At 41.6% G+C, this 23,376-nt stretch carries 18 protein-coding genes; 7 read left to right on the forward strand and 11 right to left on the reverse strand.

Features of this window, described 5'->3' with window-relative positions; genetic code table 11:
• Positions 1 to 402: 402 nt before the first annotated feature.
• On the forward strand, positions 403 to 1,656 hold the full coding sequence (metK, locus tag DWA30_RS07815; protein WP_114491983.1) for a methionine adenosyltransferase: 1,254 nt from the start codon (positions 403 to 405) through the stop codon (positions 1,654 to 1,656).
• 11 nt (positions 1,657 to 1,667) lie between these two features.
• Here the strand turns inward: metK and DWA30_RS07820 are convergent, their stop codons facing one another.
• Positions 1,668 to 3,218 (reverse strand): M20/M25/M40 family metallo-hydrolase, encoded by a 1,551-nt coding sequence (locus tag DWA30_RS07820; RefSeq protein WP_114491984.1) that lies wholly within the window; start codon positions 3,216 to 3,218, stop codon positions 1,668 to 1,670.
• 131 nt (positions 3,219 to 3,349) lie between these two features.
• Between DWA30_RS07820 and DWA30_RS07825 the strand changes: the two genes are divergently transcribed.
• Positions 3,350 to 5,020: an amidase family protein gene (locus tag DWA30_RS07825; RefSeq protein WP_114491985.1), complete on the forward strand. Its 1,671-nt coding sequence runs from the start codon at positions 3,350 to 3,352 to the stop codon at positions 5,018 to 5,020.
• On the opposite strand, the gene DWA30_RS07830 is transcribed toward DWA30_RS07825, so the two are convergent.
• The 9 genes from DWA30_RS07830 to alaS form a co-directional block, all read right to left on the reverse strand.
• Complete coding sequence (locus tag DWA30_RS07830) at positions 5,017 to 5,931, reverse strand: DUF302 domain-containing protein (protein ID WP_114491986.1); 915 nt, start codon at positions 5,929 to 5,931, stop codon at positions 5,017 to 5,019. The two genes, DWA30_RS07825 and DWA30_RS07830, sit on opposite strands and share 4 nt — an antisense overlap.
• A 148-nt stretch (positions 5,932 to 6,079) precedes the next feature.
• Positions 6,080 to 6,730, reverse strand: a complete 651-nt coding sequence (locus tag DWA30_RS07835) for a response regulator (protein ID WP_114491987.1) — start codon at positions 6,728 to 6,730, stop codon at positions 6,080 to 6,082.
• 80 nt (positions 6,731 to 6,810) lie between these two features.
• Complete coding sequence (locus DWA30_RS07840) at positions 6,811 to 7,056, reverse strand: hypothetical protein (RefSeq protein WP_114491988.1); 246 nt, start codon at positions 7,054 to 7,056, stop codon at positions 6,811 to 6,813.
• Positions 7,057 to 7,137: 81 nt separating this feature from the next.
• A complete protein-coding gene (locus DWA30_RS07845) occupies positions 7,138 to 9,093 on the reverse strand; it encodes a tetratricopeptide repeat-containing sensor histidine kinase (protein ID WP_114491989.1) in 1,956 nt (651 codons plus the stop codon).
• A 141-nt stretch (positions 9,094 to 9,234) separates the two neighbouring features.
• Entirely contained in the window at positions 9,235 to 10,650 is a 1,416-nt protein-coding gene (locus tag DWA30_RS07850; protein WP_114491990.1) for an MORN repeat-containing protein, read from the reverse strand.
• A 377-nt stretch (positions 10,651 to 11,027) separates the two neighbouring features.
• The gene (locus tag DWA30_RS07855) at positions 11,028 to 12,902 is read right to left on the reverse strand and encodes an outer membrane protein assembly factor BamB family protein (protein WP_114491991.1); all 1,875 of its coding nucleotides are present in this window, start codon (positions 12,900 to 12,902) and stop codon (positions 11,028 to 11,030) included.
• Between the two features lie 216 nt (positions 12,903 to 13,118).
• Positions 13,119 to 13,628, reverse strand: coding sequence for a Riean_0653 family protein (locus DWA30_RS07860; RefSeq protein ID WP_114491992.1), 510 nt, complete (start codon positions 13,626 to 13,628; stop codon positions 13,119 to 13,121).
• A gap of 82 nt (positions 13,629 to 13,710) precedes the next feature.
• Positions 13,711 to 14,661, reverse strand: coding sequence for a GSCFA domain-containing protein (locus DWA30_RS07865; protein WP_317048342.1), 951 nt, complete (start codon positions 14,659 to 14,661; stop codon positions 13,711 to 13,713).
• The gene (gene alaS, locus DWA30_RS07870; protein WP_114491993.1) at positions 14,661 to 17,273 is read right to left on the reverse strand and encodes an alanine--tRNA ligase; all 2,613 of its coding nucleotides are present in this window, start codon (positions 17,271 to 17,273) and stop codon (positions 14,661 to 14,663) included. Before alaS ends, DWA30_RS07865 begins: the two co-directional genes overlap by 1 nt.
• Positions 17,274 to 17,395: 122 nt before the next feature.
• Between alaS and DWA30_RS07875 the strand changes: the two genes are divergently transcribed.
• From DWA30_RS07875 to DWA30_RS07895, 5 genes are read left to right on the forward strand one after another with little or no spacing between them, the layout of a single operon-like run.
• On the forward strand, positions 17,396 to 18,373 hold the full coding sequence (locus DWA30_RS07875; RefSeq protein WP_114491994.1) for a M23 family metallopeptidase: 978 nt from the start codon (positions 17,396 to 17,398) through the stop codon (positions 18,371 to 18,373).
• Positions 18,373 to 18,702, forward strand: a complete 330-nt coding sequence (locus DWA30_RS07880) for a MerR family transcriptional regulator (protein ID WP_114491995.1) — start codon at positions 18,373 to 18,375, stop codon at positions 18,700 to 18,702. The genes DWA30_RS07875 and DWA30_RS07880 overlap by 1 nt, the downstream gene beginning before the upstream one ends.
• A 12-nt stretch (positions 18,703 to 18,714) precedes the next feature.
• Positions 18,715 to 19,314 (forward strand): LemA family protein, encoded by a 600-nt coding sequence (locus DWA30_RS07885; protein ID WP_114491996.1) that lies wholly within the window; start codon positions 18,715 to 18,717, stop codon positions 19,312 to 19,314.
• A 3-nt stretch (positions 19,315 to 19,317) separates the two neighbouring features.
• Positions 19,318 to 19,755 carry a TPM domain-containing protein gene (locus DWA30_RS07890; protein ID WP_114491997.1) on the forward strand — a complete coding sequence of 146 codons (438 nt, stop codon included), beginning with the start codon at positions 19,318 to 19,320 and terminating at the stop codon, positions 19,753 to 19,755.
• Positions 19,756 to 20,553 (forward strand): TPM domain-containing protein, encoded by a 798-nt coding sequence (locus DWA30_RS07895; RefSeq protein WP_114491998.1) that lies wholly within the window; start codon positions 19,756 to 19,758, stop codon positions 20,551 to 20,553.
• 5 nt (positions 20,554 to 20,558) lie between these two features.
• On the opposite strand, the gene DWA30_RS07900 is transcribed toward DWA30_RS07895, so the two are convergent.
• Positions 20,559 to 23,339, reverse strand: coding sequence for an outer membrane beta-barrel protein (locus DWA30_RS07900; protein WP_114491999.1), 2,781 nt, complete (start codon positions 23,337 to 23,339; stop codon positions 20,559 to 20,561).
• Positions 23,340 to 23,376: the final 37 nt, after the last annotated feature.

Here is a 23,376-nt window from a genome sequence, read left to right on the forward strand (position 1 = left end):
TATTTACACGTGAAAAATACATAAATTCTTGCTGGCAGCGTCGTGTAAGTAAGTAAACTTAAAAGTTACCTTTCAAATTATTATCACCAAAAATTAAATTTGTTTCTAAAACTTTCAAACGCAAACAACCATGTATTTAGCATTAATAAAAACAATTAAATCACATTTATAATTGCTCTTTTTGAGAAATATGACACAGTGCAAATTTCGGTTTTTCAATATGAATTTAATATGTACATTTGTGGCTTTCTAAGAGGATCGATTTGACTGATTGCAACCTCCTTCTTTCTGAATGACTTTCAGAAGAAAAAAAGCTAAACCAGTAGAAATTCTACCGTGTGAGTTCTCTCGAACAATTTGTCAAATAGGACACTTAGACCAATAACTAGACAGATTTAATTTATGGCATATTTATTTACCTCCGAAAGTGTTTCCGAAGGGCATCCAGACAAAGTTGCAGATCAAATTAGTGATGCACTATTAGATCACTTCCTCGCTTTCGACCCTGAATCGAAAGTAGCATGTGAAACTTTGGTTACTACCGGACAAGTAGTTCTTGCCGGTGAGGTAAAAAGTCATACATATCTAGATGTGCAGACCATTGCACGAGATGTGATCAATAAAATTGGTTACACCAAGGGTGCTTACCAATTTAGCGGTGATTCTTGTGGCGTTATTTCTTTAATTCACGAGCAGTCTCAAGATATTAACCAAGGGGTTGATCGGTCGAATAAAGAAGAGCAAGGTGCAGGCGACCAAGGAATGATGTTTGGTTATGCCACCAAAGAAACGACCAACTATATGCCGTTGGCGTTAGAAATATCGCATTCGATTCTAATCGAATTGGCAAAATTAAGACGTGCGGAAGATGAAATTCCATATTTACGACCCGATTCTAAAAGTCAGGTGACCATAGAATACAGTGATGACAATATCCCTCAGCGAATTGTTTCCATTGTAGTATCAACTCAGCATGATGAATTTGATGAAGATGCAGCAATGCTGGCCAAGATCAAGAAGGATATTATAGAGATCTTGATTCCGAAGGTAAAAGAACAGTTACCACCCTACATACAGGAATTATTTACTGAAGACATTATCTACCATATCAACCCAACCGGAAAATTTGTAATAGGTGGTCCTCATGGTGACACCGGACTCACAGGACGAAAGATCATTGTTGATACCTATGGCGGAAAAGGAGCCCATGGTGGTGGCGCATTTAGTGGTAAAGACCCAAGCAAAGTAGATCGCAGCGCCGCGTATGCCTCAAGACATATTGCAAAAAACCTAGTTGCAGCAGGGGTTGCAGACGAAGTATTGGTTCAAGTATCGTACGCCATTGGGGTTGTGGAACCCACTTCTATTTTGGTCAATACCTACGGGACCTCAAAAGTGGCTATCACCGACGGAGAGATCGCCAAAAAGGTTGCTTCCATATTTGATATGCGTCCTGCAGCTATAGAAAAACGGCTAAAACTACGCAATCCTATATATGTTGAGACTGCAGCCTACGGACATATGGGACGCATTCCGGAGACTGTGACCAAGATTTTCGAGAGTCCTTATAATGGTCGGATCGAGAAGGAGGTTGAACTTTTTACATGGGAAAAATTAGACTATGTAGAAACGGTTCGTTCGGCATTTAAACTCTAAGCAAAGCTAACTTAATTACCTCCATTTCTTTGCGGCGAACGTGGTGTAGGCCAGGTGCGCTGTTCTCCTGTTCTTCTGCTTACCGGTAAAACGATCTGGTCTCTGGAAGCCGTCTCAGGATCTTCACTCGCCATATACGCTAGAATTGCAGTTAGAATGGCATTGCTTCGCACGTCATCAAACACGATCTTATCGTAGGTATCTCTATTGGTATGCCAAGTATAGTTCCAATACGACCAGTTAAGCGCACTTAAATTAAAAGCCGGAACTCCTGCAGCCACAAACGATGCATTGTCGGAGCCACCTCCACTTGGTGAGCCCGGAAAGTTTGTTTCTATATGTTTTGTTATTTCATTTGGCACGGGATACATCCAACGCCCTAAATACTCGTATGAATTTAGAAAACCTGCACCCGAAAGATTGACGACCCGTCCTGTTCCATTATCTTGATTGAATACAGCCTGTGTGTTTGCAACGATCTCTGGATGGTCCTCAACAAAAGCACGCGACCCGTTTAAGCCTTGTTCTTCACTACCCCAAAGTCCTACCAAAATAGTACGCTTTGGATTTGGATATACCTTTTTTAAGATTCGCATTGCTTCCATCATGACCAGAGTTCCGGTTCCGTTGTCGGTGGCACCCGTACCACCGTCCCAAGAATCGAAATGGGCAGAAAGTATGACATACTCATCCGGCTTGTCGGAGCCTTTTATCTGGGCAATGGTGTTAAATGTTGGCATCATACCCAAGTCTTTCGATTGGGCCACTACTTTTATTTTGGGCTTATCGCCATATTCGACCATACGGTATAACATGGTGTAGTCTTCCAATTGTATGTTAACCGTCGGAATATCCTTCGTTCGCGCACTAAATATCTTACTAACCCCAAAACCATTTGACCAATAAGAATCAACTATTCCTACTGCACCGGCTGCTTCCAAGGCAGGGATGATCGTTCTGCGATCATAACCTGTTCTTCGAATATTTTCGCGCCATGCGTCGGATTGTTGATCGCGCTCTTCTTTCATTTTCTCAAACGACTCCTCTGTAGCAAATTCTTCCCAGTTATAATCGGGTCGACCGGTTGGTTGCTTCATAGCGACCATTACAAATTTTCCTTTTACATTCGGTAACCATTTTTGAAAAGCCAACGAATCGGCAACTGTAGGCAAGATTACTAATTCTGCCGTGACGCCCTTTGAGTCGGTACTAGGACTCCATGCCAATTGTGTTCCCTCTAAGCTTGCTACCCGAGGATGAACCATATCGATATGTGTAATTCCTCTCTGCCAACCGCGCCATTGCCCCCATTGCTGATTTTCGGCCGGAATGCCCCATTTTTCGAAGGTAGTCACAGCCCAATCATGCGCTTGTTTCATTTCCGGAGTTCCAACCAATCGTGGGCCGATCACATCTAATAATTCATGTCCCAAACGCTCAAGTTGTGAATTTTCATTGGCTTCGGCCACGATGTCATCGACTATTTGCTCGGTCGATTGAGCGAAAGTAGGAATCGAAATACTAAGAAAGAAAATTGTAAACAGAAGTCGGATTGGTTTCATAGGAAGTTGGTTTAGTGTTGTAATAAATTGAATAGTTCTTAAAATTACGACATATAATTAGAAAATGGAGATTACTGTTTGAAATCTTATATGAAGTTTCGTTACTTTTAAGGCTACAAATTTTATAAATCATGACCGCTATTCGAATCTTCCTGCTTCTAGTTTTAACTACGTTCACATTTACTGCTTGTAAAGAAGCAGAAAAAGAGCCGCCTAGAGAAGTGCCGGTGCTTTGGGAGTCCCAAGATGAAACTGCACAATTGGAAGCTCAGCAATCCCACGAAAATCAACGGATGCGCTATAAACTACTGCAGGCAAAATTTTCTGATAAGAATGAACAGTTCGCAACCCTCTATTGGGCGGTTGAAGATTTTCCTGAAAGTCGGTACAACGAATTAAAACCATTAATCTTAGAACAAGACATTCCGTCGATCCAAAATGCTATAAAAGAGGACATGCTCACCTACGAAGAATTAGTATTGTTTTTTCTGAAGCGTATCTACAAGTACGAACTCGATCCAGCTACAACTCTACATACAATTATTGCTTTAAATCCAACTGTTCTGGAAGAAGCTCGAGAGCGAGATGCAACTAAAAACAACAAACAGCACCCTATCTTCGGAATGCCCATCTTATTAAAAGACAACATTAGTACCACCACTATGAAAACAACGGCCGGAGCGGTAGCCTTAAAAGAAAACCTTCCGAAGAAAGAGTCGTTTATAGTTTCACAATTGAAAGAAAATGGAGCTATACTATTAGGAAAGGTAAATCTAAGCGAATGGGCCTATTATTTTTGTAATGGCTGCCCACTGGGTTATAGCGCTATTGGCGGGCAAACGCTTAATCCCTATGGGCGCATGATCTTCGAAACAGGTGGTAGTAGTTCCGGTAGCGGAACTTCGGTCGCAGCTAATTATGCCGTAGGCGCTGTTGGCACCGAGACAAGCGGATCCATAATTTCGCCAACGAGTCAAAATTCGTTAGTGGGACTAAAACCAACTATCGGATTGTTAAGCCGGAGTGGTATCGTACCAATCTCTCATACATTGGACACCCCCGGTCCTATGACCAAAAATGCAATAGATGCTGCTATCTTATTAGACGCAATGACCGGGAAGGACGTGGAGGACGATGCATCGGTGGCTTCCGAAGCAATTACCATTGAAACCATTAAGAAAGGTACATTGGCCAGAAAGCGTCTTGGTGTTATGAATCGATTATTAGAAGATTCCATTTATGCCGCAACCATTAAAATATTAGAAAACAACGGTGCAGAGATCGTTCGATATGATGCCCCTGAAGTTTCACTCGACGGATTTCTTACTCTGCTAAATCTAGAAATGCGCGATGACCTACCTATTTATTTTCAGAAATATGCTTCGGAAAATATCACCGTAAAAAATCTGGAGGATGTAATGGCACTGAACCGTCAGGACAGTTTGAATTATATGCCTTATGATCAAGGGGTATTCGATGGTATCATGGCCGATTCAACCTCTAGCGCAGATTTTGAAGCATTACGAACTCGTTTACAAGAAAACGGCACCAAATTCTTTCAACAGCCTATGCAAGAATATGAATTGGATGCGATCTTGTCCATCAACAATTATCACTCAGGCTATGCCGCAGTGGGCAAACACCCATGCTTGGCATTGCCAATGGGCTATAAAGAAAATGGAGAACCTGTCGCAATTACCTTAATAGGTGCGCCGTTTAGTGAATCGGATTTACTGCAATTGGGATATGCGTACGAGCAGTTAAACCCCGTACGCAAAATTCCGGCATTGTTTAAAGATTAATTGGCCGCATCGACCGCCAAACTGGCGAGGGCGCTGTTAATGGTTGAGATCACGTCGGTATTACCCGTAATACCATGACGTGTAGCAATATATCCCGCATTGTTATACGAAATATTGACCGTCCCATCGTCCTCTTCCCAAACCAACATCTTTTGTGGCAGATCGATCCCCGCTGTTTGTGAATCTTGCATCAAGGTAGTTCCCAGTTCAGGATTGCCAAAAACAATTACGCGTGTTGGATTAAGGGTAAGACCAACCGATTGTGCATTTACTTGGTGGTCCAATTCGAATATGATATTGAGGTTTGGGTTATCGGATATTGCATTTCTTAGAGTGTTGTAGGTAGTAGCAAAATCGTTCTGACTTACAACTGTGACCACACCTTGGCCCGAGGTAACCGTCGCCGGGTTCTCATCTAAGGTACCATTAGTAGCCGTTTCAGCGAAATTACGCAAGGCCGTATTTACCTGTTGTAAGGTAGACGCGCCACCAACATTATAACGAGCCGCTAAGTATGAAGTGGAGTTATAACTAACATACACATCATTATTACCGTTCTTATACACCAACATTTTTTGTGGTAGGTCTAAACCGGCCAACTGATTTTCTTGCATGATAGGTGTTCCTAATGAAGGGTTTCCGAAGAAAATTAATCGAGTAGGTCGTAAATCTTCACCAACGTTAGAGGCGTTTACCTCGTGATCTACTTCAGAAAGAATGAGCACATTGCCATTGTTTTGAATCGCTGTTCTTAAATTGGTATAGGTATCTGTAAACTCGGTAGAAGACTCATTTTCACTTAAGGCAAATGAGAGCCCCAGAGCTTCCGGCGGTTGGGGTGTAGGTCCGTCATCATCGTTATTGCAAGCTACGAGTGTACATAGTAAAAAAACAATCCATAGATTCTTCATAAGGTATACATTTTTAGTCCAACTTAAATTAACGTATTGCAATGCGAAAATCAATCGGTTTTAAGTGAGTTTAACATTCAATTCGCAACATATTGTTAACGCTACAAATTAAAACTTATTGGAAAGAAGAAATGCGAAATGGATTCGCCTAAATAATATTGTGATTCTTGGCCTTTTGTACTGCTTCGATCTTGCTATGTACTTGCAACTTTTTATAGATATTCTCAATATGCTTGCGTACGGTACTTGGTGATAAGAACAAATTTTCTGCAATCGCGGTGTAACTAAGTCCTTTACTTAACTGTTCTAGCACTTCTACCTCTCGTTTCGATAACGAAATCTCTTCCTGATCTCTCGGATTTTGTATATCGATAGGGTTTCTAAGTAATTTTAAGGTCTTTAAGGCGATCGAAGGATTCATAGCCGCTCCTCCATTGAGCGTCTCGTGAATTCCTTTGTGTAGTGCTTCCGGATTAATTTCTTTTAGCAAATAACCGTCGGCTCCTGCTTTTATTGCGTTAAAAATATTCTCATCATTATCGAAGGCCGTTAACATAATGATCTTTATTTGCGGATACTTCTGTTTTACCATTTGGGTGGTCTCAATACCGTTTAAAACCGGCATTTCTATATCCATTAGGATCACATCGATACAGTGACTCTCTTCAAGCCTGGCTAACAATTCACTGCCATTTAAAGCAGTATGTCGAACCGTAATATCCTCAAAAAAAGAAAGTTTTTCCTTGATCGCGTGTATAAGGAAACTATTATCGTCTACTATGGCAATGTTTAATTTCATGTTCGATTCGTTAACAACAGTTATAAATATAACAACTAATTACCGGTGCAGGTACCTTACAGCTCCCTGATCGTATTTTACTACTGTCTTTCAACCAAAATTTCCGGTTGCACCACCAACGCTTCATTTAAATTGTATCGTAAAAAATCGTATTGATTCAATCTGTTCTCTCGAAAATTGATTTGCGAACGCTCCAATGCTACGCTATTACTTAGCGATCGTATTCTAACACGGTGCTGTCGTAACATGTTGCTGTACGATCGTGCAAAGAAAAAGACCAGCAGCAGGCTTATAAGTAACACCACGAAAGTGATTTCGATGATCAACGCATTTAGGTTTTAGTATTTTAAAGGTACCCTAAAAGTACTGCTTACACAATACGGCAAATGCCTTATTCACCAAGAACACTACTGTTCTTGGACCGTAAATCGAATATTCGTTCCTTCTCCTTTTTCTGAAACTATCACCACATCACCTTCGAGGTCTCGTGCTCGTTTCTTTATATTTGATAATCCATTTCCTTTCATTTCTTGTTCGCTATCAAACCCCACTCCGTTGTCTATAATTTGAATGTGAAACACTGAATTGACTTTAGCTACTTCTACTCGTACTTCGGAAGCTTCAGCGTATTTAAGGGCGTTATTCACTGCTTCTTGAATGATTCGATAGATGTTCATACCCTGTACCGAAGAATAGGTGTACTCCTTATCTATTTCCGAAGCAATTTCGAAGGAAAAATTGATAGCTTCTGAAGCTGTACGCGCTTTATCTATAAAATTGGAGATACGAACTTCCAGATCTTCCCAAGTAATGTCATTCTTGTTCATCGCCCAAATGGTATCGCGAAGCTCGTAGATGGTTTGTGAGGTAAAGGCACTTATATTTCCTAATTTCTCGACCGTGCTCTTAGTAGCCTTTTTCATCCCAAATTGCAACGAATCTATAGAGGAAATAATAAATGTAAGTTGTGAACCAATGTTATCGTGTAGATCTCTAGAGATGCGCAATCGTTGTTCTTGTAGGCGGTTTTGCGTTTCGATCTTCGCCAAAGCCGTTTTTAACTCGCTTTCCTTTTGCAATTGTCGGTTTTTCAATTTCTGCTGATTGTAGAATAAGTAGCCAAGCAATGCCAGAACCAATGCGAGTCCGAGACTCCCATAGATCATGTTATTCTTCTGCTTTACTTCTAGTTCTCGTTCGGCAAGATTGGCTCGGGTTTCTGCAAGATCACGCTCTTTCTCGGCCACATTGAACCTCGTTTCCAGTGCTGCAATTTTTTCGGCGTTGTCTTTAGAAAAAATGCTGTCTTTAGCGATCAACGCACGATCGAAATAGGCATTTCCTTCTGTTATTCTGTTCGCATTAAAATTGCTTACCGCAGCTTCTTTGTAGAATTCGATATTGGCATTTTTTAGATCGGGAAACTCTTCCAAAAATGTTTCTCCCGTTTCAACGAGCGCTAAGGCCTTATTTGTGTTTCCAGTTGCATTGTAAGCCCTTATTAGGCTGGACAAGGTGCCCAGGTTCGCTCTTCGCTCAATATTCATTTGGTTTCTTCCTTCAATGGCCTCTTCGTACAAAGGAATAGCCGCCCTCGGCCTGTTTCTATCTAAATATACATTCCCGAGATTTTGCATAGCACTGTAATATACTCCGTATTCTTCTGCGAATTTGGCGGTCTCAATGGCTCGCTTTAATACGCTTTCTGCTTCGTCTAATTTTCCTTTAACCCGTAAATTAATTCCAATGTTACTTAATGATATAGGAATTTCATTGATCTTGTTATGTCTTTCACGAACTTCTAATGCTTTTTCGTGGTATTCTAAAGCCCTATCGGTCATACCCATCTCCTGATAAATTAGACCAATATTATTGAGATAGGTACCGTCTGCACTATCGGTAGAGTTTTTTTGATTCATTTTTAGGGCCTGAAAGAAGTAATCGAGTGCTTCTTCATAATTTCCTTTGTTCCAATGGAACATTCCTAGGTTATTGATCACCATTACGGTTATGGTAGGAAATTCGTTGGCTGTACTTAACTGCAGTGCTTCTTCAAAATATTGTTTAGCGGCATTGGCGTCTCCGCTTACATCGTAGTAAATACCCAAGGTATTCACCAACTCTGCTTCAGAAAAGGGAACCGATCGCTCTCGTGCTTCTTCTATGCCTTTATTAAGCAAAGCCTTCGCGCGCGGAGGATCGTTAAAAATGTAGTAAAAACTTACTTTGTTAAAAATGCGTAATCGCACGGAGTCGTTAGCTGCTTCGGCTACTTGAAGTAAACTATCTATTTGTTTTTGAACCGATTGCGCCTGTGAGGTTGATACCATGACGAATAGCATCAAGGGCAACAAATATTTCATAATTAGCGAGTTAGTATAACTAAAGTAACAAAAAAAGGAACACCATTCGTGTTCGCTTATAGATACGCTTCAAAATTAGGCGGCTTTAACTAAAAAAAAATACGGCAGCTGCCGTATTTTCTTCCGAAGTAATCAACTTGATCATTTCATCTTTTTAATGAGTTCGCCATCTTTCCACACACCAATTTTCTGGTTTAGATCGGCATCGTGAAAATACCCTCTCCCATTGTATTTACCATCTTCCCATTGGCCGTTGTATAGTGCTCCATCTTCAAAAGTGAATATACCGGTACGATCATATTTGGCTTGACTATTAAAATAGCCGTTATAGGAATTCCCACTTGCAAATTTGTAATATCCCAAATATAAATTTCCGTTTTTAAAAAAGCCTACAAAATAATCGCCGTTAGCCCATTCGTACTTTCCAAACTTATTCTGGCAATCGCCGGCAACACATCCTTCGGTCACATTATTGCTTACAAATTCGTAAGAATTTGTAAGTTCTCCGTTTGTAAAATAGCCTCTAGACCACACTTCATTGTCTAATTTGTATCCTAAACCGTTTAGTTTTCCATTTTTAAATTCTCCATACTGGTTGTTGCCATTGTCACCAAAATACTCCCCGTATCCACTCATGGTGTCATTTTCCCAATTGCCAATATACCTTCCGATATCGGTCCATACATACGAACCGTAACCGTGCTTTAGTCCATTTTTCCAAAAACCGTCGTAAGAGCCATTGTCGTACACATATTTTCCCCAACCGTCTTCACAATCTCCCTGCACGCATCCTTTTGTATTAGCAGTAGACGTTGTCGTGCTCGTTTTTCCGCTGTATAGTTGAACAGGTTTAATTATATACGAGCCCATGGTGTAATAACCGGGTAGAACGTACTTTTCGACACCATCCATTGCAACGATCATATCATCGCCATCGGCAATAGGTTCGGCTCGAGAATAATCTATGGTCTTACCGTTTACCATCAAGATATATTCATCTTTTGCGGTATTTCGCACCCAATAGCCATTGTCGGGTGCATTGGGTAGTTTTTTCGCTGTTCCGGCTGCCCAACCTTCACCCGGATATCTGTAAATATCGAGAAAGACATAATTTTGATCGTCTCCAATGTGATACAAATAGTCTTTTTTCAATCTTGAGATCGCTCCTTTTTGATACACATCGTTCACATAGGTCGAGTAACTGTACTCGTTCGAAATAAAATAAACATCTCCCACATTGCGCGCCAATTGGATCAAGTTACCCGAAGTTCCGGTAGCGACACTTTTATAGTCGGGAAGTATATAGATATTTCGTGTGTTCTTATCGATCACCGATATGGTATCGGTTCGCAACGGATTGAGTTGCATAAAATTGGAAATAGGCAGCCCCGCCGCATCACGCATGGTAATGGTATACTCGTTCGTCTTGGTCCAAGTCATGGGCCCGGTAGCTGTTTGTTTTACGCTGTTGGGATTGGAAGGAGGCGTTGGAACTTGAGCATACATGCTAAAAGTACTACAAAGCAGTACTAAAAATATGGATATAGATCTCATCATCGAAAATGGTTTTTTAGTGTTGTAACAAAGTAATGAAAATTTTAAAATTTTGAAAATACGTCAATTGCACTATTTCGGTCAAAATGTACAATAGCTATTTCATCGCTTACTATTCTTCTTTTTATCACTTCGGAAACTGTTGTAACGCATCGCATCGCAAGCTTTTACCAGTTGCTAATAAGGTCGCCCTTCCACTGTGGACGCTCCTGCCCTTCCTTCCGAAGCAAAACAACTAACGTTTTTACATTACGACAAGCCGTTACTATAATGTTTGTCGAAACAACCGAAACGAAAAAAATAAAGCCCCATCCTTTCGAATGGAGCCTTTGGCTATAAATTCTCCCTTATTCATAACCTTGTGTAACTTGGTTGGTTAGTTACTTCTTGAGATCGTAAGCGTATATAGAGTTCGCATCGGCTTTATAATACAAGATACCACCAAATTCATCTACTTCGTATTCGGGTTTCTTGTCTTTAAGTACAATTTCTTTTTCGAGGGCTCCTGTATCTTTATTCAGTTTTACCAAGCCAACACCATCGTCTAATTTCGTCAATATAAATTGGGAGTTTTCGGTTGCCGAAGTAGCCTTAAAGCGTTTTAACATTTCGGCGACTGAAGCACCGCTAGCCGCTGCCATACCGGCTCCTAAATCGGCATATCGTTGACCTCTATCGGTATAATTACCCAATCGATTTCTATTTTGATTGGCTGCATTGTAAGAAGCTACTGCAGTGGTCGCTGTTGCCACAGCACTGATCCCTGCCAAAATTGCTCCCATGGCACTCTTACCCGGAGCGCGATAGTATTCGTGCCATTGCGATTTTCCTTCCCAGTCCAATAGCATCATGTTTTGATCGCTGCTAAGTAAGATACCACCATTTCTAATTTCTACGCTACTCGGATCTTCTTTCCCATCAAACTTTGATTCGGCCAAAGTGCTTACCGCACCGGTATTGGCATCGACAGCGAATAATTCATCGTCTGCACTTATTAAATACCGTGAATTATTCTCATCATATGTAGAGCTTATTGCATCGGCTCGTTTGTATTTTAAAGGTTTATCCCACACTTTTTCACCGTTCGACAAATTTACGATGTTGGCGTCTTCCGAAGTGATATAAATTAGCCCTTGAGGCGAATTTGCCATGGTCAAAATGTTCTCACCGGTTTTTAGTGGTTTTTTAAAGAGTGTCTTCCCATCGAAAGATATCTTATTAATTCCTCCTTGGTATATCCCGAAGAGAATACCATCGTCCATAATATAAAAATGTTGTACATACCCTTTGGTCTTTGGTGCCTTGTCCCAAAGATCTTCCCCGGTGCTTGCACTTAAGAACCCAATCTCCGATTCGTTCTTAGCGGCAAAAATACTGTTACTGCCTCCATCGTCTTTATTGCTAACAATTGCCAACCCTTGCGGAAGGATCTGGAAATTAGCAACCTTTCCTTTTACTTTGGCCTCATCTTCCCAAAGTTCGGCTCCTGTATTGCTTATCTTGTATACTCTGGTATTGGTTCCATTGGTGTTTTGCTGAAAAGCATAGATCTCAGATTCGGTCTCGTCTGCAACCAGCCAGTTTACATTCTTGATTTTTGTATCCCACAATGTTTCTCCGGTCTGTGCTTTTTTGGCTACAAGTCCTTGTGCCGTCGGAACGATCAAGTATTCTTTTAGCAACAACGGTCTGCCCGTTACACTATAATCTTTTGCGATCCCAACACGATCGGGATCACCCAAATTGAACCGGTAATCTTCCTTACCGGTATTAAGGTCATACACCGCAACCTGCATGGCATATTTTTCTTTAGAGGTACGTTGACCGCTCACTACCAATTTATTTTGCGGCATCATGACATCGCAAGTGGATACGGCTTTCCATCCATTGTCTTCGGTACTAAATAATTTTTGCCCAGAAATATAATCGATCACTGCTTTTTTGGTGGTAAGACTTGCAAAACCCGTTTGGCCAACCATGACATAAGGAGCACCCGGAACAAAAAACAATTCTTCAGGTTTTACTCGGCCATAGTCGGTAAAATTGAACAGCAATTCGTTAGAACCCGGTTTAATTCCTACCAAACCGTCGTTGGTCGCTACGACCATAGTCCCGCCTTGGGTAAGCGTCATCTCGTTGATCTTGGCACCTACATCGTAGCGATAATCGGGTGCTTCTGCGCGCTGAGCGCATACGGTAGCTACGGCTACGAGCTGTAGGCATAGTACCATTTTTAATGTTGTTGAAAGTTTCATAATCCGTGGTTTTTAATTTGATACTGTAAAGATGCTGTAGAAGTAAGCTGCTCACAATAGGGCAATTGCCGTATTCTAGTTCTCGATACTCAATTCACAACCCAAAATCTTTAGTGGTGTCTTGGGAATTAAAAAACCGGAAGAAGAATAAAATTCTGCTCCCGGCTCCACGTAAAAACCTCAACACTGAGATTTTCTTTAGTAACAAATTATAGATTAAAATTCTACATCGAACGACCCTTCTGTGATCATTTTTACCGAATCGTCATTGCTATTCTTGGCATCGAAGAAAAAAGTTCCTTTTACCCGTGTTTCATTAATTTCTGTGACATTGATCTCGCCGGCTACGGTATCATCGTATGGTGCTTGCCATGCTTGAGAATCTTGTGGATTGCTGGCGTTTGCTTCAACATACGAAGCGTTTACGAAGATATTAGCTCCGCCACCAATTTCGTAGGTGCCTGTTCCTTCAAATCCGCCGATCATTAATACAATTCCTTTCCCGGAGTTATCCGATCCTTGTACACGTACGGTGGTCGATCCGCCTCCTTGAGTTTGGGTAGCTACGGTAAAATCTGAGTTGGAAGTAAAATTCGATCCACTAACTTTGGCAGCCACTGTGCCTGCTCCTGCATCACCATCCTCGCCAGCATCATCGTCGCTCTTACACGCGACAAATGCCAGACTTACAAATACTGCAATTAGTATGTGTTTAAAATTTTTCATAATTGTTGGGTTTTTATGGTTATTAATTGAAACAAAGGTGCTTCATAACCCAACGGGATTCAATACGGCAATTGTCGTATTCTTAAAATTGCATATGGGGATATTGTCTCTGAAGTTGTTCGATCTGCTGTGCTAGCTGCTTCAGAAATATTTGATGAGCCTCACTCTCCGGATTAAATGGTTTATGCCGTAGCCCGTTTTGAATGCTCGACACTTCTTTTCGGGTCTTTTCAGTTTCCGAAGCAATCCACGCCTTGGTAAAGCGTTCCCAGATCAGTTGTGTGGCTGTCGAATTTGGGTGTAGAAGGTCGGTGGTATAATATCGATAGTCCCGCAGCTCGTCCATCATAAGTTCGTAAGAAGGGAAATAATAAATTGCTTGCCTAGGATCCACTACTTGGTGTACTCCTGAAATTAGATGTGCCTTACTAAGCGTATTTTCTACAAATCCGTCTTTTAAGTGGCGCACCGGCGAAACAGTGGTGATTATTTTTACGGAAGGGTTCTCTGCTTTGAGGAGCGTAACGGTCTTATCGATACTTTCGGTCACCGCTTCTACCGAGAGTAGCTCTTTTAAGAATTTTTTCTGCGGGACCTTATGGCAGTTGGCCACTATGTTGTTTGACGCTATATGGCGATATACCCATGCGGTACCCACGGTAAGTACAATATGCGTGGCACGTTCAATACTGGCTTTAAGAAGTGTGAGTCGATCATTTAGAACACACAAGAACTCCTCTTTTTTCAAGGCGCTTAAGGTTGAGTGTGCATCAAAGCAATGCCACTGCTCGTTGTGATAGAAAACATCTTTTTCAGTGAATTCTTCCTCATTAATAGCCCGTGTTACCGATCGTTCTATCGCGACCGGATGAAAAATGATCCCGAAGGGATTTATGGTTGTTTTAAACTTATAATAGTCGAGCTTCTCACCAATGTGGGCGACAAAACAAGAACCTAACAACAGTACTTCCGACCCGTAATCGATAGGATCTCGTTCTTGTTGTACGGTTATGGTCGTTTGTAATTTTATCACTATTGGATGTATTCTTGGGCTTTTTCCAATGCTAGCGAAATACCTTCAGGATTCTTTCCACCGGCAGTAGCAAAGAATGGCTGTCCGCCACCGCCACCTTGGATGAATTTCCCTAATTCACGTACGATCTTGCCGGCATTCAAGTCTCTTTCCGAAGCCAATTCTTTTGATATATAACAGGTAAGCAGCGCTTTGCCGTCATTGTTCGCTCCAAAAAGTATAAAAAGATCCTCCTGTTCGCCACCCAACTCGAAGGCCAGGTCTTTCATACCCCCTGCATCCAGATCGACCTTTTTAGCCAAGAAATTTACACCATTAATGGTAGTGATCTCTTGTTTTAGATCGCCTTTTATATTTTTGGCCTTGTCTTTTAGCAGTTGTTGAACTTGTTTCTGAAGCTGATCGTTTTGTTCTTGTAAGCTCGTAACGGCCTTAATAGGATCTTGCGCATTGTTAAGTGCTTTTTGTACTTCGGAAAAAGATTCGCTCCTATCGATAAAATACTGCTTGGCCGCATCGCCTGTAATGGCTTCGATACGTCGTATACCCGCAGCGACAGCACTTTCCGAAGTAATTATAAAATGCCAAATATCGTTTGTAGAAGGCACGTGGGTTCCACCGCATAATTCCATGGACTTACCAAATTTGATGGTACGCACCGTATCTCCATATTTTTCGCCAAACAGAGCCAAGGCGCCGTCATTCAAAGCTTGTTGAAAAGGAATGTTTCGCTGTTCGACCAACGGTATACTCTCTCTAATTCGGGCATTTACAAAGTCTTCAATTTGTTTTAATTCTTCTTGGGTCACTTTACTAAAATGAGAAAAATCGAAACGTAAATATCTGCTATGCACCATAGACCCTTTTTGCACCACATGATCTCCTAGAATGTTCCTTAACGCTTGGTGAAGCAAATGTGTAGCGGTATGATTGGCTGCCGTCCTGCCGCGTTGTTTAGAATCTACGACTGCTTTAAAATTCGCCTCAGGGTTACGCGGTAAATTCTTAGCGAAATGAATAATTAAATTGTTCTCCTTCTTGGTATCGATAATATATACCACACCACCATCCGGTCCTTCTAAATATCCTTTATCTCCAACCTGTCCTCCTCCTTCCGGATAGAAAGGTGTAAGATTAAAGACCAATTGATACAATTCGCCTTCTTTTTTGCTTTCAACTTTACGGTAGCGGGTGATCTTAATATCGGTTTCCAGGGTGTCATAGCCAATGAATTCTTCCACGTCATCTTCGGCTAGCACAACCCAATCGCCGGTCTCTACTTTGGTAGCTGCTCTCGATCGGTTCTTTTGTTTTTCGAGTTCCGTTTCAAACTCGGCAGTGTTTAATTCGTATCCTCTTTCGCGTAGGATCAAGGCGGTAAGATCGATCGGGAAGCCGAAAGTGTCATACAGTTCAAAGGCTTTTTTACCCGAGATCGTTTTTGAAGCAGCACCGGAGATCACATTTTCTAACAACACCAATCCTTGCTCTAGGGTTCGTAAGAATGAATTTTCCTCTTCTCGAATAACGTTGGTAATAAGGTTCTTTTCTGAACGCAACTCGGGAAAAGCATCGCCCATTTGTTTGCTCAAGGTTTCCACTAACTTATAGATAAACGGCTCTTTGGTATTGAGAAAGGTAAATCCGTAACGAATCGCACGTCTTAAGATACGACGAATCACGTATCCGGCTCCCGTGTTACTAGGTAGTTGTCCGTCTGCGATAGAAAAAGCTACCGCTCGAATGTGATCGGCGATCACACGAATTGCAATATCGATCTTTTCATCCGTCCCGTAAGAAGTATTGGTGATCGCTTCTATTTCCCGAATAAGTGGCGCGAAGACATCGGTGTCGTAATTACTTTGTTTGCCTTGAAGCACCATTGCGAGACGTTCAAAACCCATTCCGGTATCTACATGCTGTTCGGGTAATTTTTCGAGGCTACCATTGGCTTTGCGATTGTATTGCATAAACACCAAGTTCCAGATCTCCACTACTTGCGGATGATCCTGGTTGACCAATTCGGCACCCGATTGTTTTGCTTTTTCTTCGGAAGAGCGAATATCGACGTGGATCTCGCTGGCAGGACCACAAGGTCCTTGTTCTCCCATTTCCCAAAAGTTGTCTTTTTTATTTCCGTTTAGGATACGGTCTTCCGGAACGTATTTTTTCCAATTTTCGAAGGCCACAGTGTCGCGTTCGAGTCCTTCCGAAGCATCACCTTCAAAAATTGTTACGTACAGTAGGTCCTTATCGATTCCGAAGACCTCGGTAAGCAATTCCCAAGACCAAGCAATGGCTTCTTCTTTAAAGTAGTCACCAAAACTCCAGTTCCCCAGCATTTCGAACATGGTATGATGGTAGGTATCCATTCCCACTTCCTCCAAGTCGTTGTGTTTTCCACTCACTCGAAGGCATTTTTGTGTATCGGCAATACGCTTGTTCTTAGGTTCTGTATTACCCAGAAAGTACTCTTTAAACTGATTCATACCCGCATTGGTAAACATTAGTGTGGGATCGTTCTTTATTACCATGGGTGCCGATGGAACAATGGCGTGCGATTTTGATTTAAAAAAGTCTAAGAATTTTAAGCGAATTTCGCGGGATTTCATACGTACTAAATTTTGTGTAAAATTTAAGGTTTTAGCCTGCTTCGGAAACAATTTCTATATTTGTGTAACGTTACAACAATTGCCACTACCTATCAACGAGCAAAAATAAGTTTTTTTAGCGTATGTCTAAGGTTAAATATTACTACGATAGCGAAACACTTTCCTATCGAAAAATTGAAAAGAAGAAAGGGCGTCGGCTTGGAATCTTTTTGTTAAGCCTTTTAGGAATGGTGTTGAGCGGATTTCTATTACTGCTTGTTTACTTAAATCTGCCGTATGTTGAAACCCCAAAAGAAAAGACCTTAAAGCGAGAATTGGCAAATATGGAGTTGCAATACGAGCTCCTAAACAAAAAGATGGCGCAGGCCGAAAATGTACTTTCCGAGATCGCCGAACGTGATAACAACCTATATCGTGTCTATTTTGAAGCCAATCCTATTCCCGAAGAACAGCGAAAAGCCGGATTTGGTGGTGTAAACAGGTATAAGGACCTTGAAGGGTTCGACAATTCAAAATTGATCATCTCCTCCAGTAAGCGTCTTGATGTTCTTACGAAGCAGATCGTGGTACAATCGAGATCGCTGGATGAAATTGCACAGTTGGCCGAAGAAAAGGAGCAATTATTAGCGGCCATTCCCGCAATACAACCCGTAAATAATGAAGATCTAACGCGTATGGCATCCGGATTTGGCTATAGAACCGACCCATTTACCAAAGCGCGTAAGATGCATTGGGGTATGGATTTTACGGCGCCCAGGGGCACACCCATCTATGCTTCCGGTGATGGTATTGTAAGCAGAGCCGATAATTCCGCATCGGGGTATGGGAATCACATACGTATAGATCATGGTTATGGTTATGAAAGTTTGTACGCACATTTGTACAAATACAATGTTCGCAAAGGACAACGTGTAAAACGAGGTGATCTTATTGGGTTCGTAGGAAGCACAGGGCGTTCGGAAGCGCCTCATTTACATTATGAGGTTTTTAAAGATGGTGATCGCATCAATCCTATCAATTTTTACTACGGAAACTTAAGTCCGGAAGAATTTGCCGAGTTGCTTAAAAAATCGCAGCAGGAAAACCAATCGCTCGACTAATGCATATCGATCTACCCGAAAAACGCTATTACAGTATTGGCGAAGTCGCCGAAGCGTTTGATGTGAATACATCTTTGATCCGTTTTTGGGAAAAAGAGTTCGATGCACTTCAGCCTAAAAAAAATGCAAAAGGCAACCGTAAGTTCACCCCGACCGACATCAAGAATCTAGAGTTGATCTATCATCTGGTAAAAGAACGTGGTTTTACGTTGGAAGGAGCCAAAATTCATTTAAAGGAAAGCAAGCAAAAAACCCTAGATACCTTCGAGATCATTCGTAAATTAGAAGGCATAAAATCTGAATTGCTCAAAATTAAAGACCAACTCTAAAAAAATAGCACTATGAAAAAATGGATCCCTATCATTGTTATTATCGGTATTGTTATCTTGGCCGGTGCTTATATGGCCAGCCTAAACAATAGGTTGGTAACACTCGATGAAGCTGTTAATGCCCAATGGGGAAATGTAGAAAGCACCTACCAACGTCGTGCCGATCTTATTCCGAACATTGTAAGTACGGCCAAAGGTTACGCCGAATTTGAACAAGAAACCCTAATAAAGGTTACCGAAGCCCGTAGTAAGGCAACTTCAATAACTATCGATCCATCTAATATCACTCCCGCTCAGTTAGAACAGTTTCAACAGGCACAACAAGGTTTAACCTCAGCCTTGTCCCGTTTATTAGCCGTATTTGAACGTTATCCAGAACTTAAGGCGAATGAGCAGTTCAAAGAATTGATCAATGAACTGGAACGTACCGAAAACAGGATCAATGTGGAGCGAGAACGATATAATGAAAAAGCACGTGTTTATAATACCGAAGTCAAGCAATTTCCGGCTAAATTGTTTGCCGGATTGTTAGGTTTCGATGAACGTGCCTATTTTAAAGCAGAAGCCGGTGCAGAAAATGCACCAGATGTCGAATTCGATTTTGGAAATTAAGCTATGTCTAAACTAGAAGATTTTTTAACTGCTGCCGAAGAAGCGGCTATTATACAGGCCATTCGAACTGCCGAAAAGAATACATCTGGAGAGATCCGCGTGCATTTGGAAGCGCATAGCAATATCGATGTGTTTGATCGGGCTGCAGAAGTGTTCGATTTCTTGCATATGGACAACACCAAACAAAGCAATGGTGTGCTCATCTATGTAGCCGTAGAAGACCGCAATCTTGTTATTATGGGCGATTCGGGGATCAATGATGTAGTTGCGCCTAATTTTTGGGAAAGCACCAAGGACATTATTATCTCTCATTTTAAGAAGGGTGCGATGGAACAAGGGTTGGTAGAAGGCATATTAAAAGCAGGAGAACAACTCAAACAACATTTTCCGCATAAGAAGGGCGATATAAATGAATTGCCCGATGAAATCTCTGTAGGATAGATGGCTGGGAGCAACACTTCATATCGATTCTTATTGCTTTTGTTGTGTTGTCTTTTTATTTCTGAAACGGTATCGGCGCAATTCGACATTCCCAAAAAACCGAGCGGTAGCGATCAGACTTCGGTCTATGATGCTATTTCTTTACTTTCCGAAGGTCAGCGCACTTCACTTGAGAACAAATTACTACGGTATGCCGACTCTACCTCAACACAGATCGTTGTTGCGATTATTGCTACTACCAAAGGAGAAGACATTTCGTTATTAGGAGCGCGATGGGGACAAGCCTGGGGCGTAGGACAAGCCGAAGAGGACAACGGTATTTTTATCATTCTCGCTAAGGATGATCGAATGGTCGACATCAATACCGGCTATGGGATTGAGTATCGCATCACCGATCGAATGGCAGAACAGATCATTAATCGGATCATGATACCTAATTTTAAACAAGGAGATTATTACGCCGGGCTGGATCAGGGTACGAATGCCATTATGGATGCTTTGGCCGGTGAATTTAAAGAAGAGCGCGATTTCAATTCAGATTCGGGTAACGGGATCTTCGTTGTTATCTTTATCATATTCTTTATCATTATTATCATACTCCGAGCACGTAACAAGGGAGGTCGCGGAGGTAACGGTGGCGGCAGCAGTTTGCTGGATGTCATCATTTTAAGCAACATGGGACGAACCGGCGGATTTGGCGGTGGTAGTTCCGGAGGTGGCTTTAGTGGTGGTGGCGGATTCGGCGGCGGATTCGGCGGCGGCGGATTTGGCGGTGGTGGCGCCAGTGGTGGTTGGTAATTTAGTTAATTAAAGAAAAACGAACTGTCTTTGGTTTCTCCTTTCTTTCCGAGGGTATTAAACTTATAGCTAAAACTCAACATAAAATAGCGTTGTAACACCGTACTCTCAACATCTTGTATATAATCGGCTGTAGAAGACCGGCTCGCATTGGTATTTTGATTGAGGAGATCGTATACCTTCAAAGTAATTAATCCTTTGTCTTGTAGTATGGAATACGCTAGAGAACTGTTCCAAAAAACCGATGAATTCTGAAAGCCGGGCGCTACATCGGGATTGTAAGTGTATAAAACCGTATTGCTCCATTCCAACTTTTTAGGATAGGTGGTTGTGGTTTGTAAACGCAGCTGATGCTGTACATACGTATTGTCTTCAAAAAGGTCCAGATCGAATGTATTATTACTATACGAAAAACGATAGGACGGGCGGATCTCGAACAAGTCCTCCCATGTAAATCCAATACCTACATTGGGGTTCAAGGTCGTTGTTCGGCTGGCGTACTGTACATCGTTGTTAAAGTTTATTGCTTTATTGTTCGCATACGACATTCCTACATTGTACTTTATAGAGCGTAACGAATCGAGTTTTTTAGTCTTATTATAACCTACGTTCGCATTAAAACTGTAGAATCCATCCACATTGGCGTAAGTCGTATTTCGAACAAAGTTCTCATCGACTGTTGTTTTTGCTACCACCCTATCATTACCATAGGATGCATTTACATAACTAAATAAGCCTGTTTGTGTTTGGAAATCGTAGTTATTCAACCCCATATACAATCTATGTTGGTTCGATGGGTCCAGATCGGGATTTCCTTGCACAATATTTAAAGGGTCGGAAACATCTACATAAGGAGAGAGTTGTGAGACGCTAGGTGCATTATTACTTAGGTTATAGCCTGAGTAAATACTAAGTTTTGGCCCGAAGCGATAACTTACATTTGCCCCAAGTTCGACAGCATTAAAATCGTTAGAAAAATCGATGTCGCGTAACCCATCTTCACTCGCTAAGGTTCTAAATACATACCCGGCACTAAGTCTAACACGCAATTTTTCATTGTTATAACGCAGTCCGATCTCCGGACGAGAACTTCTATTTGAATTGGTAAAGTTGGTACTTTGTTCCAGATTAAAGTCTGTGAACTCTTGAGTCGATTCGTTAAAATCGAATACACTTTGTCTATCTTCTCGAGTATCGTCGCTGTAGGCATATTCGAGGTCCAAGAAAAATTTTTCGGCGAGTAAAGGAATCCTTGCCTCTCCTCTAAGCGTAAATCGATTGGAATTTTGTTCACCATCGGTTAGCTGATTGCGGTTAATGGTTTGAGGGTCGTCACCAAATACCATGGTATTAGATCTAAGTCGGTCCAAGCCCGTCGCTCTATCCATATCATTTTCCAATCGTGTACGCACGAATGCGCCTTTAGCACCTATTTTGTTTGTAATTGTAAGTCGGTTCTCAAAGTTGGTTCTATCTTCTTCGGAATTTCGTATCGTAGAAGACTCGTTGGTTAGGTCACCATTAACGGAACGTGTTTCTTCGTCATTCTGAAAACGGGAATCGCCGGTATTATAATCTAGTCCGGATCTAACATTAATAAGAAAAGTAGAATCTATTTGTGTTTTAAATTGCACGTTGGCCGAGTGCCCATCGTTGTTTGAAGTGGTACTTGTACGGGTGCTTGAAAAGAACCGATTGTCCGGCAAGATGTTTTCTCGATTGCGGGTCTCATTGTTAAACGAGTTTGCCCCATTGTAAAAATAATCGACGGTAAGGTCTGTTTCTTTTCCGAAGTCATCGGCATAATTAACGCCTGCTGTTCTCGAATTCGTGATGCCTTCGCCGCCACCAAAACTTCTACCACCGAAATTAAAGGATCCGTTTTGGTTTATATTAATGTAACGCGCATTACCAAACATTTTTTCGATCTCCCCAAAGCTAAATCCGGGAGAATTGATATTATTTCCTCCCGCCAGTGCACTTAAGCGAACATCGTTATCGAAATAATTTACCAAGCCTGCATATTCAAATCGTTCGTCTGTTCCACCACCGGCGGCAACCCGACCAAACACCCCTTTGTTTTTTTCTTCGTCTATGGTAATATTTATGGTTTTGTTCTCATCATCGCCTGCTTCGCCGGTAAAGGCTTCCGAATCGGTCTTGGTATCGGTTACCTGAATCTTATCTACGATCTCCTTGGTTAGGTTACGTGTAGCGATCGTAGGGTCATCGCCAAAGAACGGTTTTCCATTCACTAAGATCTTATTAACGGTCTTACCATTTACGGTAATGTTGCCTTGCGCATCTACTTCGACGCCGGGTAATTCTTTTAAGAGGTCTTCTACATTGGCACCTTTTTTAGTTTTAAAGGAGGCTACATTAAATTCGAGCGTATCTTTCTTTATAGTGATAGGAGCTCTTGAAGCGGTAATCACAACGTCTTCGAGTTGTTCGGCCATAACGTCCATGTCTATGTTGCCAAGATCTATTTTCTGTTGATCGAGCGTGACCTTTTGACTGTAGGAGGTATAGCCGGTGTAACTAATTGTAAGATTTAGTGCCGGAAGTCCGGTATCAAATTGAAGTTCAAAATTTCCTTTTCGGTCACTTATAGTATAGGTAATAAGTGTGGTGTCTTTAATGGTTTCTGCATAGACCGTAGCCGACTCTAATGGCGTTCTTTCGGTGGCATCGACGAGGGTTCCCGAGATGGTGTATTCTTGCGCAATGCTTGTAAGCGAAAGTAAGCTAAAGACCAGCAAAAGCCAGTAAATTCGTAGTTGCATGTTAGTTTTGATCGATGAATGCCAATCCAAATATAAT

It is taken from the genome of Candidatus Ulvibacter alkanivorans, assembly GCF_003333325.1.
Classification (GTDB): domain Bacteria; phylum Bacteroidota; class Bacteroidia; order Flavobacteriales; family Flavobacteriaceae; genus Ulvibacter_A; species Ulvibacter_A alkanivorans.